Source organism: Pantoea sp. Mb-10 (assembly GCF_021272205.1).
Classification (GTDB): domain Bacteria; phylum Pseudomonadota; class Gammaproteobacteria; order Enterobacterales; family Enterobacteriaceae; genus Pantoea.
Genome location: NZ_JAJSDX010000001.1, coordinates 536,116 through 551,356, shown reverse-complemented (window position 1 = coordinate 551,356; position 15,241 = coordinate 536,116). Strand labels below are relative to the sequence as shown.

Genomic DNA, 15,241 nt, shown 5'->3' with positions numbered 1-15,241 from the left:
TGCAATGGGTGCGTTTTTAGCCAATCCGTACAGGGCGCAGCACCACGCAGGCAATCACAGTAACTGTGCGCGTGCGGCGTCCATCAGGCGCGGGTAAAACTGGAAAAACAGCGGCTCCAGCTGCGCGTAGTGATCAACAAAATCTTGATAGGAGTCGCGCAGCGCGGCAAGGCGCGGGCGGCGATGTGCCATGCCGTTTAACACGCGTTCCAGACGAGCAGGATCCGCGTAGTGCTCGAACCAGCGCTCGCGCCACATCACGGCATTCAGTTCCACAAAGCCTTCGGGCGCCCCGGCTAAATGCGGCACGATGGCGCGCTCGGCAGCGGCGGAAAATGCCGACAGCGACTGCGTGGGATGCAGGGTGTTCCAGTGCCGCGCGAGAAAGTGATCCCAGATAACATCCAGCGTAATAGGCGCAACGCGGCGCGTTTCGTCGCGGAAAAAGGCACGGGCGGTACGCACTTCTGGCAGGTTATCGGTCAGGACGTCAAGGCGGCGATGCATGGCGATGCCTGCGACCACCGCATCGGGCCACTGCGTCGCGACGTTGCCGCGCACGAAGTCGGCCATGAGGTTGCCCAGCAGTGAACTGTTCGCCAGGTGGGCAAGGTGTAAGTGAGCGAGAAAATTCATGCGGTATTATAGGCAGAATCGGGTCAGCGCAGCCAGTTGTTCAGAATTGTCCACTTTTCAGCTAAACTGTGCCGCCTGTTTTTTGCGTCCAGAAAAGAAGTGAACCATGCGTGTTGCCGATTTTGCTTTTGACTTACCGGAATCTTTGATTGCTCACTACCCGCAGGCGCAGCGCAGCGGCTGTCGTCTGCTGTCGCTTGATGGCCCAACGGGCGCGCTGAATCACGGCGTGTTTACCGATGTCCTGGACAAACTCAAGCCGGGCGACCTGCTGGTGTTCAACAATACCCGTGTGATTCCGGCCCGCGTCTATGGCCGTAAAGCCAGCGGCGGAAAAATCGAAATGCTGGTTGAGCGCATGCTGGACGACAAGCGCGTGTTGGCGCACGTGCGCGCCTCAAAAGCCCCCAAGCCGGGTACCGAACTGCTGTTGGGTGACGATGAGAGCGTGAAAGCCACCATGGTGGCGCGCCACGATGCGCTGTTTGAAATTGCGTTCGAGGACGATCGCGCGGTGCTGGATATTCTCAACAGCGTCGGGCACATGCCGCTGCCACCTTATATCGATCGCCCAGATGAAGAGGCGGACCGCGAGCTCTACCAAACCGTTTACAGCGAGCGTCCCGGCGCGGTCGCGGCACCCACCGCCGGCCTGCATTTCGACGAGCCGCTGCTCGCGGCCTTGCGCGCCAAAGGGGTAGAAATGGCATTTGTCACGCTGCACGTTGGCGCAGGGACGTTTCAGCCGGTGCGCGTGGAAAACATCAACGATCACATCATGCACTCTGAATATGCCGAAGTGCCGCAAGAGGTCGTAGATGCGGTGCTGGCGTGTAAAGCACGCGGCAACAAGGTGGTCGCGGTGGGCACCACGTCGGTACGTTCGCTGGAGAGCGCGGCCAAGGCCTGTGAAGACGCGCTGATTGCGCCATTTTTTGATGATACCCAAATCTTTATCTATCCGGGCTATCACTATCAGGTGGTGGATGCGCTCATCACCAATTTCCACTTGCCGGAATCCACGCTGATTATGCTGGTCTCCGCGTTTGCCGGGTACAAACATACCATGGCGGCGTATAAAAGCGCGGTGACAGAGCAGTACCGTTTCTTTAGCTACGGGGATGCCATGTACATCACCCGTAATCCACAAGCGCCTGACGAAACCGTTGGGGCATAAAAGTCAGACTGTCTTTCTGATGAGGTTACTTTGAAATTTGAATTAGATACTACCGATGGCCGCGCACGTCGTGGCCGTCTGGTCTTTGATCGCGGCGTCGTCGAAACGCCAGCGTTTATGCCGGTCGGCACTTACGGCACGGTAAAAGGCATGACGCCGGAGGAAGTGAAAGAGACCGGCGCGCAGATCCTCTTGGGCAACACCTTCCACCTTTGGCTGCGTCCGGGTCAGGAGATCATGAAGCTGCACGGTGATTTGCACGACTTCATGAACTGGCAGGGGCCGATCCTCACCGATTCCGGCGGTTTCCAGGTTTTCAGCTTGGGCGATATTCGTAAAATCACCGAAGCGGGCGTGCACTTCCGCAATCCGATCAATGGCGACGCAATTTTCCTCGATCCGGAAAAATCCATGGAAATTCAGCACGATCTCGGCTCCGATATCGTGATGATCTTTGACGAGTGTACGCCGTATCCTGCTGACTGGGATTACGCCAAGCGCTCCATGGAAATGTCGCTGCGGTGGGCGCAGCGCAGCCGCGATCGTTTTGACGCGCTGGGCAATAAAAATGCGCTGTTTGGCATCATTCAGGGCGGCGTTTACGAAGATTTACGAGATGTCTCGGTTAAAGGTCTGGTAGAGATTGGCTTTGATGGGTACGCTGTGGGCGGCCTGGCGGTGGGTGAGCCTAAAGAGGACATGCACCGTATTCTTGAGCACGTCTGTCCACAAATTCCGCAAGATAAACCGCGTTATTTGATGGGTGTCGGCAAGCCAGAAGATCTGGTGGAAGGCGTCCGCCGCGGTATCGATATGTTTGACTGCGTGATGCCTACGCGCAATGCCCGTAACGGTCACCTGTTCGTCACCGACGGCGTGGTGAAGATCCGTAATGCCAAATATAAAGATGACACCGCGCCGCTGGATGCCGAGTGCGATTGTTACACCTGTCGCAATTACACGCGCGCTTACTTGCATCATCTTGATCGCTGTAACGAAATACTGGGTGCACGCCTCAACACCATCCACAATTTGCGCTATTACCAGCGGCTGATGGCGGGTTTACGCCAGGCTATCGAAGAGGGTAAATTAGAGCACTTTGTTAGCGAGTTCTACACACGGACGGGCAAAGCGGTACCACCGTTAAACGTCTGATAACTTTATCAATGAGGGAAATTAAATGAGCTTGTTCATTTCTGACGCAGTGGCCGCTGCGGGCGCACCGTCGCAGGGAAGTCCTTACACTCTGGTGATCATGCTGGTGGTGTTTGGCCTGATCTTCTATTTCATGATTCTGCGTCCGCAGCAGAAACGTGCCAAAGATCACAAGAAGCTGATGGATTCCATCTCTAAAGGTGATGAAGTATTGACCAACGGGGGTCTGGTTGGACGCGTAACGAAAGTGGCTGAAACCGGCTATATCTCCATCGCGCTGAACGACACCAATGAAGTAGTGATTAAACGTGATTTCGTGGCCGCCGTTCTGCCGAAAGGTACAATGAAGGCGCTGTAATTTTTCTTCCCGAAGGGAACTGCCGTGTTAAACCGTTATCCTTTGTGGAAGTACATCATGCTGGTCGTCGTGATTCTCGTCGGCCTGCTCTATGCGCTTCCAAACCTTTATGGTGAGGATCCGGCCGTTCAAATCACTGGTGCGCGCGGTGGCGCCGCCAGTGAGCAAACGTTGGATCAGATCCAGACCATCCTGAAACAGGACAATATCCAGAGCAAATCCCTCGCGCTGGAAAACGGTGCCATTCTGGCCCGCTTTGACAATACCGATGTTCAGCTGCGCGCGCGCGAAGCCTTAACCAGCGCGCTGGGTGAAGATTTTGTGGTGGCGCTTAACCTCGCACCGGCCACGCCGCGCTGGTTAACCCTGCTGAAAGCTGAGCCGATGAAGCTGGGGCTTGACCTGCGCGGTGGCGTGCACTTCCTGATGGAAGTGGATGTCGATACGGCACTGGGCAAGCTGCAAGATCAGAACGCTGACAGCCTGCGCAGCGACCTGCGCGACAAAAGTATTCCCTATACCAACGTGAATAAAATCGCGAACTACGGCGTAGAAGTGCGCTTCCGCGACGCCGCGAGCCGCGATGCGGCCATCGCTTACCTGACGCCGCGTCATCGTGATTTGGTGATCAGTAGCCAAGGCAACGATGGATTACGGGCGGTGATGACCGATGCGCGTCTGAGTGAAGCACGTGAATATGCGGTACAGCAGAACATTACGATCCTGCGTAACCGCGTTAACCAACTGGGCGTTGCTGAGCCACTCGTTCAGCGCCAGGGTGCAGACCGTATCGTGGTGGAACTGCCGGGTATCCAGGATACCGCGCGCGCCAAAGAGATTCTGGGCGCGACCGCAACGCTGGAGTTCCGCCTGGTGAACACGTCCGTTGATCCCGGTGCGGCCGCCAGCGGACGCGTGCCGGGTGACTCGGAAGTGAAGAAAACCCGCGAAGGGCAGCCGGTTGTGCTGTACAAGCGCGTGATTCTGACCGGTGACCACATCACGGACTCCACCTCCAGCATGGATGAGTACAACCAGCCGCAGGTGAATATCTCGCTGGACAGCACCGGTGGTAACATCATGTCTAACTTCACCAAGGACAATATCGGCAAGCCGATGGCGACCCTGTTTGTGGAGTACAAGGACAGCGGTAAGAAAGATGCCAACGGTCGAGCCATTTTGCAGAAGCAGGAAGAGGTGATTAACGTCGCCAATATCCAGTCTCGCTTGGGCAACAGCTTCCGCATCACCGGCATCAACAACCCGAATGAAGCGCGCCAGCTTTCACTGCTGCTGCGTGCCGGTGCGCTGATTGCGCCGATTCAAATTGTTGAAGAACGTACCATTGGTCCAACCATGGGGCAGCAGAATATCACGCAGGGGCTTGAAGCCTGTCTGTGGGGGCTGATTGCGTCCGTGATCTTCATGGTCGTGTTCTATAAAAAGTTCGGTCTGATTGCCACCAGCGCACTGCTCTGCAACCTGGTACTGATTGTCGGCATCATGTCGCTGCTGCCTGGCGCCACGCTGACAATGCCGGGCATTGCCGGTATTGTGCTGACGCTGGCGGTGGCGGTAGATGCCAACGTGTTGATTAACGAACGTATTAAAGAAGAGTTGCGTAACGGACGTTCGGTGCAGCAGGCGATTCACGAGGGCTACAAAGGCGCCTTCTCCAGTATTGTCGATGCCAACGTGACCACGCTGATCAAAGTCATCATTCTTTATGCGGTCGGTACCGGCTCCATCAAAGGCTTTGCGATTACCACGGCTATCGGTATTGCGACGTCGATGTTCACGGCTATCGTCGGCACCCGTGCCATCGTTAACCTGGTTTACGGCGGCAAACGCATTAAAAAGCTGTCTATCTGAGGAGTGCGTTGTGGCACAGGAATATAGTATTGAGCAGCTAAACCACGGGCGTAAAGTCGTCGACTTTATGCGCTGGGACACGCTGGCTTTCATCATCTCCGGTTTACTGATCGTGGCGTCTATCGCCATTATCGGCGTGCGTGGCTTCAATTGGGGCCTCGACTTTACCGGTGGTACGGTGATTGAAATTAATCTGGAAAAGCCGGCCGATCTGGACGTACTGCGTCAGGGGCTGGTGAAGGCGGGTTTTGAAGAGCCGCTGGTGCAGAACTTTGGCAGCAGCCGTGACGTGATGGTGCGTATGCCACCGGCCACGGGCACGGCGGGCCAGGAGCTTGGCAGTAAAGTGCTGGCGTCGATCAACCAAACCACGCAGCAAAATGCTACCGTTAAGCGTATTGAGTTCGTGGGCCCCAGCGTGGGCAGCGACTTGGCGCAGGCCGGTGCCATGGCACTGCTCTCGGCGCTGATTGCGATTCTGTTCTACATCGGCTTTCGCTTTGAGTGGCGTCTGGCGCTGGGCACCGTGCTGGCGCTGGCGCATGACGTCATCATTACCTGCGGCCTGCTGGCGCTGTTCCACATCGAGATTGACCTCACGATTGTGGCGTCGCTGATGTCGGTGATCGGTTACTCGCTGAACGATAAAATCGTGGTGTCGGACCGTATTCGTGAGAACTTCCGTAAGATTCGCCGCGGCTCGTCTTACGATATCACCAACGTGTCCCTGACGCAGACGCTGAGCCGAACGCTGATCACCTCACTGACCACGCTGGCAATGATTCTGATTCTGTTCATCTTTGGTGGCGCGCTGCTGAAAGGCTTCTCGCTGACCATGCTGATCGGTGTCACTATCGGCACCATCTCTTCAATCTATGTTTCTTCCGCGCTGGCGCTGAAACTGGGTATGAAGCGTGAGCACATGCTGGTGCAGAAGGTAGAGAAAGAGGGCGCCGATCAGCCTTCTATTCTTCCCTGATCTCTCGGGCAACATCAAAACGGGCTGCGCTGTGCAGCCCGTTTTTTTTGCCATCAGGGCTGCGTTGAAGCAGAGAGGAGAGGTTCAACCTGATGGATTCGCACATAGCCGAGCTGCTGCGGATTGAACCCGTTCAGGCGCAGCGGCACCGTTACCGTGCTGCGCGGCGTCAGCCCCGCGGGCACGGTGAGCGGCTGGCTCACGCTTTCCGCCTCAAGCGGTTTACCGCTGGCGGGATCCAGTTCGCCCCACACCACCTGCGCACGCAGCGCGGGCAGCGGCTGGTTTTCGGGCGCGGCAATCGTCAACTCCGCCCGGCTGCCGCCTGGCTCGCCCCGCACGTGCGCCAGCGACAGACGCAATTTACCCACCTGCGTTTCCAGCTCTACCGGCGTTTTGGCCTGCGGCAGCAGCCAGGCACCCTGATTCAGCTGACCGTTGAGCTGGCCCTGGATTTCCAGCGCCGTGGCCTGATGGGTCAAGGTGCGCATTTGTTGATTAAGCTGACTGACTTCCTGATGCAGCGCGTTAACCTGCGGAGAAGGCGGCGTCGCGCTGCAACCACTAAGCAGCAGTGAAAAGGCGGCCGAAGCCGAAAGCATCCTGAACGTCATGCAATGTCCTTTCTGTTTTTAAACGTGCGTAAGCGAGTGAGAAAGATCTTATCAGGATGTAGGGCACAAAGCGCAGGGCGGACAAAATTCAGAGCATTATACTTTTCCCCGTGGTCGGCCAGACGTGGCGCCCGATAAGCCTCGTTAAGCGTAGCGCGTTTTTTACGCCGCGCAGCGGCGACGTCAGCGCGTTGATTCAGCACGCTATGTTTTGTTGCCTTCGAGAAAGCGCTACACTGTTTGCCCCTTATTATCGCGACAGGAAACGTCATGCATTGCCCATTTTGCGCCGCCGTGGACACCAAAGTGATTGATTCGCGCCTGGTCGGTGAAGGCTCGTCGGTGCGTCGCCGCCGTCAGTGCCTGGTGTGCCACGAGCGCTTTACGACCTTTGAAGTGGCGGAATTGGTCATGCCGCGCGTGGTAAAAAGCAACGATGTGCGCGAGCCGTTTAATGAAGACAAGTTGGCCAGCGGCATGATGAAAGCGCTAGAGAAGCGGCCGGTAAGCGCTGATGCGGTCGACAACGCGGTCAACCACATTAAAACGCAGCTGCGCGCCACCGGCGAGCGAGAAATTCCCAGCAAACTGATTGGCAATCTGGTGATGGAAGAGTTGAAAAAGCTCGATAAGGTTGCCTACATTCGTTTCGCTTCGGTCTACCGCAGCTTTGAAGATATCCGTGATTTTGGTGAAGAGATTGCCCGCTTACAGGATTAAGTGATGACCGATGAACGCTATATGGCGCGCGCGCTGGAACTGGCGCGACGTGGACGGTTTACCACCACGCCTAACCCCAACGTTGGCTGCGTCATCGTACGTGACGGTGAGATTGTGGGGGAGGGCTGGCACCAGCGCGCGGGCGAACCGCACGCCGAAGTGCACGCGCTGCGCATGGCCGGTGATGCGGCACGCGGGGCCACCGCTTATGTCACGCTTGAGCCTTGCAGCCATCATGGCCGCACGCCGCCGTGCTGCGAGGCGCTGATTGCGGCGGGCGTGACGCGCGTGGTGGCGGCGATGCAGGACCCGAATCCACAGGTTGCAGGACGAGGGCTTTATCGCCTGCAGCAGGCCGGGATCGCGGTGAGCCACGGGCTGATGATGCAGGAAGCGGAAGCGTTGAACCGTGGCTTTCTGAAGCGCATGCGCACCGGTTTTCCGTGGGTACAGCTTAAACTGGGCGCGTCGCTGGATGGACGCACCGCCATGGCGAGCGGTGAAAGCCAGTGGATCACCTCGGCGGCAGCGCGGCGTGATGTGCAGCGTTTGCGGGCGCAGAGTTCTGCGATTCTGACCACCAGCGCCACCGTGCTGGCTGACGACCCGGCGCTGACGGTACGCTGGTCGGCGCTGAGTGCAGACGCACAGGCGCTACAGACGGAATCCAGCCTGCGTCAGCCGGTACGCGTGGTGATTGACAGCCAGCAGCGCGTGACGCCGCAGCATCGCCTCATCACTCAGCCGGGTGAGACATGGCTGATGCGCAGCCACTGCGATGATCAGCCGTGGCCCGAGCCGGTGAGCCAAATCGCGGTGCCGCTGCGCGACACCCAATTGGATCTGGTGGCGATGATGATGCTGCTCGGTCAGCGCCAAATTAATAGCGTATGGGTTGAGGCCGGGGCCGGCCTGGCGGGCGCACTGCTGCAGGCTGGCGTGGTGGACGAATTGATTGTGTATGTCGCACCGACGCTGTTAGGCGACGCGGCGCGTGGTCTCTGCACGCTACCGGGACTGGAACGGCTTGCCGACGCGCCAGCCTTTGCCTTCAGCGACGTGCGCCGCGTTGGCGACGACCTGCGCTTGACGCTGACGCCACGCGAGCGCATGTAAGGAAAAGCCTGAGCGCGTTGCTAAAGAGTATGATAGAATCCGCCCCCTTCTGCGGGGCCATAAAACAAACACCCTAAGGATATGTATGAAAGTTATCGAAGCTGCGGTTGCCACGCCTGACGCAAATATTGCCATCGTTATTGCTCGTTTCAACAACTTCATTAATGACAGCCTGCTGGATGGCGCGGTAGATGCGTTGAAGCGTATCGGCCAGGTAAAAGCAGAAAACATCACCGTGGTCTGGGTACCCGGCGCTTATGAGCTGCCGCTGGCGGCACGTGCGCTGGCCAAAACGGGCAAGCACGATGCCATCGTCGCGCTGGGCACGGTAATCCGTGGCGGCACGGCCCACTTTGAGTACGTGGCGGGCGAAGCCAGCTCCGGCATTGCCAACGTGGCCATGACCAGTGATATTCCCGTTACCTTCGGCGTACTGACCACAGAAAACATTGAGCAGGCGATTGAACGCGCCGGCACAAAAGCGGGTAACAAAGGTGCCGAAGCGGCCCTGACTGCCCTCGAAATGATTAACGTATTGAAAGCCATTAAAGCCTGATTTTTGTAAGGGGAATTTTGTGAAACCTGCTGCTCGTCGTCGCGCCCGTGAGTGCGCTGTCCAGGCGCTTTACTCCTGGCAGCTGTCCAACAACGACATTGCCGATGTGGAATACCAGTTTCTGGCGGAACAAGACGTCAAAGACGTTGATATTAGCTATTTCCGCGAACTGCTGTCCGGTGTGGCGACCAACAGCGCGTACCTGGATGGATTGATGAAGCCGTACCTGTCGCGTCAGCTGGAAGAGCTGGGCCAGGTGGAAAAAGCCATTCTGCGTCTCTCTCTCTATGAACTGAGCAAGCGCAGCGATGTGCCTTACAAAGTCGCCATCAATGAAGGTATTGAGCTGGCCAAAGTATTTGGTGCAGAGGATAGCCATAAGTTCGTCAACGGCGTACTTGATAAAGCGGCGCCACAAATTCGACCTCATAAAAAATAAACGCGAAGGCCGGTTATCCGGCCTTTTTTTTCATTGAGACCTGATTTATGTCCTGTGGTGAATTTGAACTGATCGCACGTTATTTCAATCGCGTCACCAGCTCCCGCCGCGATGTGGAAAAGGGCATCGGCGACGACTGCGCCTTGCTCAATGTGCCTGACAAACAGACGCTGGCCATCAGCACCGACACGCTGGTAGCGGGCGTTCACTTCCTGCGTGATATCCATCCGGCCGATCTCGGCTATAAAGCGCTAGCGGTTAACTTGAGTGACTTGGCCGCCATGGGCGCCGATCCTGCCTGGCTGACGCTGGCGTTGACCCTGCCCGAGATCGACGAAACCTGGCTGGCGGCGTTTAGCGACAGCCTGTTTGAGCTGCTGGACTATTACGATATGCAACTGATCGGCGGCGATACCACACGCGGCCCCATGAGCCTGACGCTGGGCATTCATGGCTTGCTGCCGGTAGGGCGCGCGCTGAAGCGATCGGGCGCGAAACCGGGCGACTGGATTTTTGTCACCGGCACGCTTGGCGATAGCGCGGCGGGCCTGGCGCTGTTGCAGCATCATCATCGGCTGAACGATCCTGCTATGCATGAGGCGCTGATTAAGCGCCATCTGCGCCCGATGCCGCGCGTCTTGCAGGGGCAGGCGCTGCGCAATCTCGCCACCGCCGCGATCGACATCTCCGATGGCTTGTTGTCTGACCTTGGCCATATCCTTACGGCCAGCCGTGTTGGCGCAAGGCTAAATTTGGATGCGCTACCGCTCTCCTCGGCGCTGCGTGACCATTTCGACGCGGAACAGGCGCTAAACTGGGCGCTGAGCGGGGGCGAAGACTACGAGCTGTGCTTCACGGTACCAGAAGTGAACCGCGGTGCGCTGGACGTGGCGCTGGGCCACCTGGGCGTGCCTTACACCTGCATCGGCCAGATTGCACCGGACGCCGAAGGCTTGACGCTGCTGCAACACGGCAAGCCGCGCAGCGTTAACTACACAGGATTCGATCACTTTGATGCTCGGTAAAGATATTGCCAAAGGTCGGTTGCGCATGCGTAATCCCTGGCACCTGCTCGCTACCGGATTTGGCAGCGGTTTGAGCCCCATCATGCCCGGCACGGCCGGCTCGATAGCGGCCATTCCCTTCTGGTGGCTGATGACGGCGCTCCCGCTGCAACTCTACTGCCTGCTGGTGCTGATTGGCATCAGCGTGGGCGTCTATTTGTGCCACCGCACCGCCAAAGATATGGGCGTGCACGATCACGGTAGCATCGTGTGGGACGAGTTTATCGGTATGTGGATCACGCTGATGGCCATTCCCGCGATGCGCTGGGAGTGGGTGCTGGCGGGCTTTGTGCTTTTCCGCATTTTTGATATGTGGAAGCCATGGCCGATCCGCTGGTTCGACCGCAACGTGCACGGCGGCATGGGTATTATGGTGGATGACATCATTGCTGGCGTGATTGCGGCGGCGCTGCTGTACGGCCTGGGGCTGGTGGTCTAACCGTTCCCCCACGCGTGGCGTGGGGGAGAAGGGCGCTAAGATCACTCAAACCCGGTCACCGGATGCCTTTGGTACACGCTCTCCAGCTCCGCTATCTCCGCGGTACTGAGCGCGACATCTACCGCCTTGATTAACTCTGCAAACTGCTGCTCGCGCGAGGCGCCAATGATCGGTGCGGTGACCACCGGTTTGTGCAGCAGCCAGGCGAGGGCAACTTGCGCCCGCGTAGCACCTTTGTCTGCCGCAACCGCCGCCAGACGCTCAGCGATCAGAGCATCATTCTCCTCTGTCCCCGTGTAAAGCTGCGCCATCACATTGTCTGATACCGAACGGGCGGTGGTTTCTCCCCAGGGCCGCGTCAGCTTGCCGCGTGCCAGCGGGCTCCACGGCAGCACCGCAATGTTTTCGCGCTGGCACAGTGGATGCATTTCGCGTTCTTCTTCACGCTGGATCAGGTTGTACTGATCCTGCATGGTGACAAAGCGGGCCCAGCCGTGCGCGCGCTGCAGGTTTAGCGCCTGTTCAAATTGCGCGGCATGCATGGATGAGGCGCCGATATAGCGCGCTTTGCCTGCTTTGACCACCGTATCCAGCGCCTCCAGGGTTTCTTCGATTGGCGTGTGGTAATCCCAGCGGTGAATCTGCAAAAGATCCACATACTCCATGCCCAAGCGCTTCAAGCTGTCATCAATGGATTGCAAAATAGCGTTGCGCGACAGGCCCTGAGACAAGTTGCTGAGTGGAAAGTAAACCTTGGTTGCGACCACCACGTCTTCGCGGCGCGCATACTGGCTGAGTGCGCGGCCAAGTATCTCTTCACTGCTGCCGTCGGAGTAGCTGTTGGCGGTGTCGAAAAAGTTGATACCAGCATCAAGCGCCTGTTTAATCAGCGGAAGGCTGCTCTCTTCTGGCAGCGTCCAGGCGTGATTGCCACGCGTGGGATCGCCAAACGTCATGCATCCCAGGCAGAGTCGGGACACCTGTAAATCGGTCTGGCCTAAACGAACGGTTTTCATTGGAGCTCCTGCTCTTATGCGTTTGGGGAGAGTCCCTCAAGCATAGCAGCAGGAGCCAGGGAGGAGATTACTGCGCCAGCCAGCCGGCGATTTGCTGCTGAATACCGGCGGCATCCAGCTGGTAGTCGTGTCGCACCTCTTCCTGCGTGCCCTGCGGGATAAACTCATCCGGCAGGCCCAGGTTGAGCACCGGTACGCGCAGGCGTTTGGCCATGACGTATTCATTCACACCGCTGCCGGCACCGCCTTTGATCGCGCCTTCTTCCAGCGTGACCAGCGCGTCGTGCGTGGCCGCCAGTTCAGCGATCAGGGCCTCATCCAGCGGTTTAACAAAGCGCATATCCACCAGCGTGGCGTTGAGCGCCTCGGCGGCGGCGGCGGCCTCTGGCAGCAGGGTGCCAAAGTTGAGAATGGCCAGCTGTTCGCCATGGCGCTTGACTATCCCTTTGCCCAGCGGCAGGCTGGCCAGCGGTTGCAGCGCGGCGCCCGTGCCGGTGCCGCGCGGATAGCGAACGGCGCTCGGCCCATCTTGATAGTGGTAGCCGGTATAAAGCATCTGGCGACACTCGTTTTCATCACTCGGGGTCATGATTACCATATCGGGCACGCAGCGCAGGAAGGCGATATCAAACGCACCCTGATGAGTTTGACCGTCGGCGCCCACGATGCCGCCGCGATCGATAGCGAACAGCACCGGCAGCTTCTGGATTGCCACGTCATGAATCAGCTGATCGTAGGCGCGCTGCAGGAAGGTAGAGTAAATGGCAACCACCGGCTTGTAGCCGCCAATGGCCATACCGGCGGCGAAGGTCACGGCATGCTGTTCGGCAATCGCCACGTCAAAATATTGCTGCGGGTATTCGCGCGAGTAGCTCACCATGCCCGAGCCTTCACGCATCGCTGGCGTCACCGCCATCAAGCGAGCGTCGTCAGCGGCGGTCTCTTTCAGCCAGTCACCAAAGATTTTCGAGTAGCTTGGCAGGCCCGGCACGCTTTTCGGCAGCGAACCGCTGGCAGGATCGAACTTCGGCACCGCATGCCAGGCAATCGGATCTTGTTCCGCTGGCGCATAGCCTTTGCCTTTTTTGGTCATGATGTGCAGGAACTGCGGGCCTTTAAGATCGCGCATGTTTTTTAGCGTGCTCACCAGCGTGAGCACGTCATGCCCGTCTACCGGACCGATATAGTTAAAGCCCAGCTCCTCAAACAGCGTGCCCGGTACCACCATGCCTTTCAGGTGCTCTTCAGTGCGTTTGACCAGCTCTTTGATCGGCGGCAGTCCGCCGAGAACGCGCTTGCCGCCCTCGCGCAGACGTGAGTAAGTCTTGCCCGATAAAATTTGCGCCAGGCGATTGTTCAGCGCGCCGACGTTTTCCGAAATCGACATTTCGTTGTCGTTCAGAATCACCAGCATGTCAGGCTTGATGTCGCCCGCGTGGTTCATGGCTTCAAACGCCATGCCTGCGGTGATGGCGCCGTCACCGATAATGCAGGCGGTGCGACGGCCTTTGCCTTCGCGCTCTGCCGCCACCGCCATGCCCAGCCCGGCGCTGATCGAGGTGGAGGAGTGGCCGACGCTTAGCACATCGTATTCACTCTCGCCACGCCAGGGAAACGGGTGCAGGCCGTTTTTCTGACGGATCGTGCCAATGCGATCGCGGCGACCCGTCAGGATTTTGTGGGGATAGGCTTGATGGCCGACGTCCCACACCAGATGGTCAAACGGCGTGTTGTACACATAATGTAGCGCGACCGTCAGTTCGACAACGCCCAGACCCGAAGCAAAGTGGCCGGAAGAGCGGCTTACGCTGTCCAGCAGATACTGACGCAGTTCGTCACACAGTTCCGGAAGTTTTTCTTTCGGTAATAAACGTAATTCTTGAACCGTGCTCGCCAATGCCAGTGTCGGGTATTTTGCAATATCAAAACTCATCAGAGACTCATTATGAAAGTTATTTATCGCGTTCAATTATGAAGCTTGCCAGTGCCTGCAAGGCGGTGGTGTCGTAATGCTGTGCCGCAAGGGTCTCAAGTGCGCCTAGCGCATCCTGATGGAGATCGCTGGCCTTACGCCGCGCGTTGTCCAATCCCAGCAGGGCGGGATACGTGCTTTTTCCCAATGCCTGGTCGGCACCCTGTGTTTTACCCAGCGTTGCGGTATCGCCTATCACGTCCAGGATGTCGTCCTGGACCTGGAAAGCCAAGCCAATCGCATCCGCGTAGATATTTAGCGCGGGCAAGGCTGCCTGACCCGCTTCTCCCGCCGTCAGTGCGCCGAGGCGCACCGCGGCGCGAATTAATGCGCCCGTTTTGTGACGATGAATTTGCTCAAGCTCGTCGAGACCGATCTGTTTGCCCTCGGCGGCTAAGTCCAGTGCCTGGCCACCGCACATGCCGGCAACGCCGCTGGCGTGCGCCAATTCGCGCACCATGGCAAGACGCGCCTCGGCAGAAACGCCCGGCATCGGCTGCTCGGCTAAAATCGAAAATGCCAGCGTCTGCAAAGCATCGCCAGCTAAGATTGCCGTGTCTTCACCATATTTTATATGACAGGTTGGTTGTCCGCGACGTAACGCATCATCGTCCATTGCAGGCAGGTCGTCGTGAATCAGCGAGTAGGCATGAATACACTCAACGGCCGCCGCCGGGGCATCAAGGCTGGCCGGATTCGCCTGGAGCATCTCGCCCGTGGCGTAAACCAGGAAAGGGCGCAGGCGTTTGCCGCCCAATAATGCCCCATATTGCATGGCATTCACCAGAGGAGAACTCTGAAAGGGCAGTGGCGCAATGAAGCGCGTAAGTGCCAGATTAACGCGCTCATGATAGGCGCTAAGGGCGTTAGCGAAATCCATTAGTCATTTTCCGGCGTAAAAGGAGCAAGCGCGGCGTCTTTATCATCGCTCAACAAAATCTGGACGCGCTGCTCTGCGGCCTGCAGCGTTTGCTGGCCGGTTCGTGCCAACTGTACGCCGCGCTCAAATTCATTCAGCGCCTCTTCCAGCGGTAATTCACCGCTTTCCAGTCGGCCCACAATCTCTTCGAGCTGCTGTAAGGAACGTTCAAAACTGGCTGGCGCTTCGGCTTTTTTTGGCATATTCAG

The 15,241-nt window shown here is 57.9% G+C and carries 17 protein-coding genes; 11 read left to right on the top strand and 6 right to left on the bottom strand.

Annotated elements, in window-relative coordinates; all coding sequences use genetic code 11:
- Positions 1-54: 54 nt before the first annotated feature.
- The gene (locus LU196_RS02655) at positions 55-636 is read right to left on the bottom strand and encodes an ACP phosphodiesterase (protein ID WP_232758174.1); all 582 of its coding nucleotides are present in this window, start codon (positions 634-636) and stop codon (positions 55-57) included.
- A gap of 106 nt (positions 637-742) precedes the next feature.
- Between LU196_RS02655 and queA the strand changes: the two genes are divergently transcribed.
- From queA to secF, 5 genes are read left to right on the top strand one after another with little or no spacing between them, the layout of a single operon-like run.
- Positions 743-1,813, top strand: coding sequence for a tRNA preQ1(34) S-adenosylmethionine ribosyltransferase-isomerase QueA (gene queA / locus LU196_RS02650; RefSeq protein ID WP_232758173.1), 1,071 nt, complete (start codon positions 743-745; stop codon positions 1,811-1,813).
- A gap of 30 nt (positions 1,814-1,843) precedes the next feature.
- A complete protein-coding gene (gene tgt / locus LU196_RS02645) occupies positions 1,844-2,968 on the top strand; it encodes a tRNA guanosine(34) transglycosylase Tgt (protein WP_232758172.1) in 1,125 nt (374 codons plus the stop codon).
- A 25-nt stretch (positions 2,969-2,993) separates the two neighbouring features.
- Complete coding sequence (gene yajC, locus LU196_RS02640) at positions 2,994-3,326, top strand: preprotein translocase subunit YajC (RefSeq protein ID WP_232758171.1); 333 nt, start codon at positions 2,994-2,996, stop codon at positions 3,324-3,326.
- Positions 3,327-3,350: 24 nt separating this feature from the next.
- The gene (secD, locus tag LU196_RS02635) at positions 3,351-5,198 is read left to right on the top strand and encodes a protein translocase subunit SecD (RefSeq protein ID WP_232758170.1); all 1,848 of its coding nucleotides are present in this window, start codon (positions 3,351-3,353) and stop codon (positions 5,196-5,198) included.
- 10 nt (positions 5,199-5,208) lie between these two features.
- Entirely contained in the window at positions 5,209-6,177 is a 969-nt protein-coding gene (gene secF, locus LU196_RS02630) for a protein translocase subunit SecF (RefSeq protein WP_232758169.1), read from the top strand.
- A 53-nt stretch (positions 6,178-6,230) separates the two neighbouring features.
- On the opposite strand, the gene LU196_RS02625 is transcribed toward secF, so the two are convergent.
- On the bottom strand, positions 6,231-6,791 hold the full coding sequence (locus tag LU196_RS02625) for a DUF3251 domain-containing protein (protein ID WP_232758168.1): 561 nt from the start codon (positions 6,789-6,791) through the stop codon (positions 6,231-6,233).
- Between the two features lie 270 nt (positions 6,792-7,061).
- On the opposite strand from LU196_RS02625, the gene nrdR reads away from it, so the two are divergent.
- From nrdR to pgpA, 6 genes are all read left to right on the top strand, one after another.
- Positions 7,062-7,511, top strand: coding sequence for a transcriptional regulator NrdR (gene nrdR / locus LU196_RS02620; protein WP_232758167.1), 450 nt, complete (start codon positions 7,062-7,064; stop codon positions 7,509-7,511).
- 3 nt (positions 7,512-7,514) lie between these two features.
- Positions 7,515-8,627, top strand: coding sequence for a bifunctional diaminohydroxyphosphoribosylaminopyrimidine deaminase/5-amino-6-(5-phosphoribosylamino)uracil reductase RibD (gene ribD, locus LU196_RS02615; RefSeq protein ID WP_232758166.1), 1,113 nt, complete (start codon positions 7,515-7,517; stop codon positions 8,625-8,627).
- An 85-nt stretch (positions 8,628-8,712) separates the two neighbouring features.
- Positions 8,713-9,183: a 6,7-dimethyl-8-ribityllumazine synthase gene (ribE, locus tag LU196_RS02610; protein WP_232758165.1), complete on the top strand. Its 471-nt coding sequence runs from the start codon at positions 8,713-8,715 to the stop codon at positions 9,181-9,183.
- A 19-nt stretch (positions 9,184-9,202) separates the two neighbouring features.
- Positions 9,203-9,622 carry a transcription antitermination factor NusB gene (gene nusB, locus LU196_RS02605; protein ID WP_232758164.1) on the top strand — a complete coding sequence of 140 codons (420 nt, stop codon included), beginning with the start codon at positions 9,203-9,205 and terminating at the stop codon, positions 9,620-9,622.
- A 47-nt stretch (positions 9,623-9,669) separates the two neighbouring features.
- On the top strand, positions 9,670-10,647 hold the full coding sequence (gene thiL / locus LU196_RS02600) for a thiamine-phosphate kinase (protein ID WP_232758163.1): 978 nt from the start codon (positions 9,670-9,672) through the stop codon (positions 10,645-10,647).
- Entirely contained in the window at positions 10,637-11,125 is a 489-nt protein-coding gene (gene pgpA / locus LU196_RS02595; protein WP_232758162.1) for a phosphatidylglycerophosphatase A, read from the top strand. Before thiL ends, pgpA begins: the two co-directional genes overlap by 11 nt.
- A gap of 41 nt (positions 11,126-11,166) precedes the next feature.
- Here the strand turns inward: pgpA and LU196_RS02590 are convergent, their stop codons facing one another.
- The 4 genes from LU196_RS02590 to xseB all read right to left on the bottom strand — a co-directional run bounded on the left by LU196_RS02590 (position 11,167) and on the right by xseB (position 15,235).
- Positions 11,167-12,141, bottom strand: a complete 975-nt coding sequence (locus tag LU196_RS02590; protein WP_232758161.1) for an aldo/keto reductase — start codon at positions 12,139-12,141, stop codon at positions 11,167-11,169.
- Between the two features lie 67 nt (positions 12,142-12,208).
- On the bottom strand, positions 12,209-14,074 hold the full coding sequence (dxs, locus tag LU196_RS02585; RefSeq protein WP_232758160.1) for a 1-deoxy-D-xylulose-5-phosphate synthase: 1,866 nt from the start codon (positions 14,072-14,074) through the stop codon (positions 12,209-12,211).
- 19 nt (positions 14,075-14,093) lie between these two features.
- Positions 14,094-14,993 (bottom strand): (2E,6E)-farnesyl diphosphate synthase, encoded by a 900-nt coding sequence (gene ispA, locus LU196_RS02580; RefSeq protein ID WP_232758159.1) that lies wholly within the window; start codon positions 14,991-14,993, stop codon positions 14,094-14,096.
- Positions 14,993-15,235, bottom strand: a complete 243-nt coding sequence (gene xseB, locus LU196_RS02575; RefSeq protein ID WP_232758158.1) for an exodeoxyribonuclease VII small subunit — start codon at positions 15,233-15,235, stop codon at positions 14,993-14,995. The genes ispA and xseB overlap by 1 nt, the downstream gene beginning before the upstream one ends.
- Positions 15,236-15,241 lie beyond the last annotated feature (6 nt).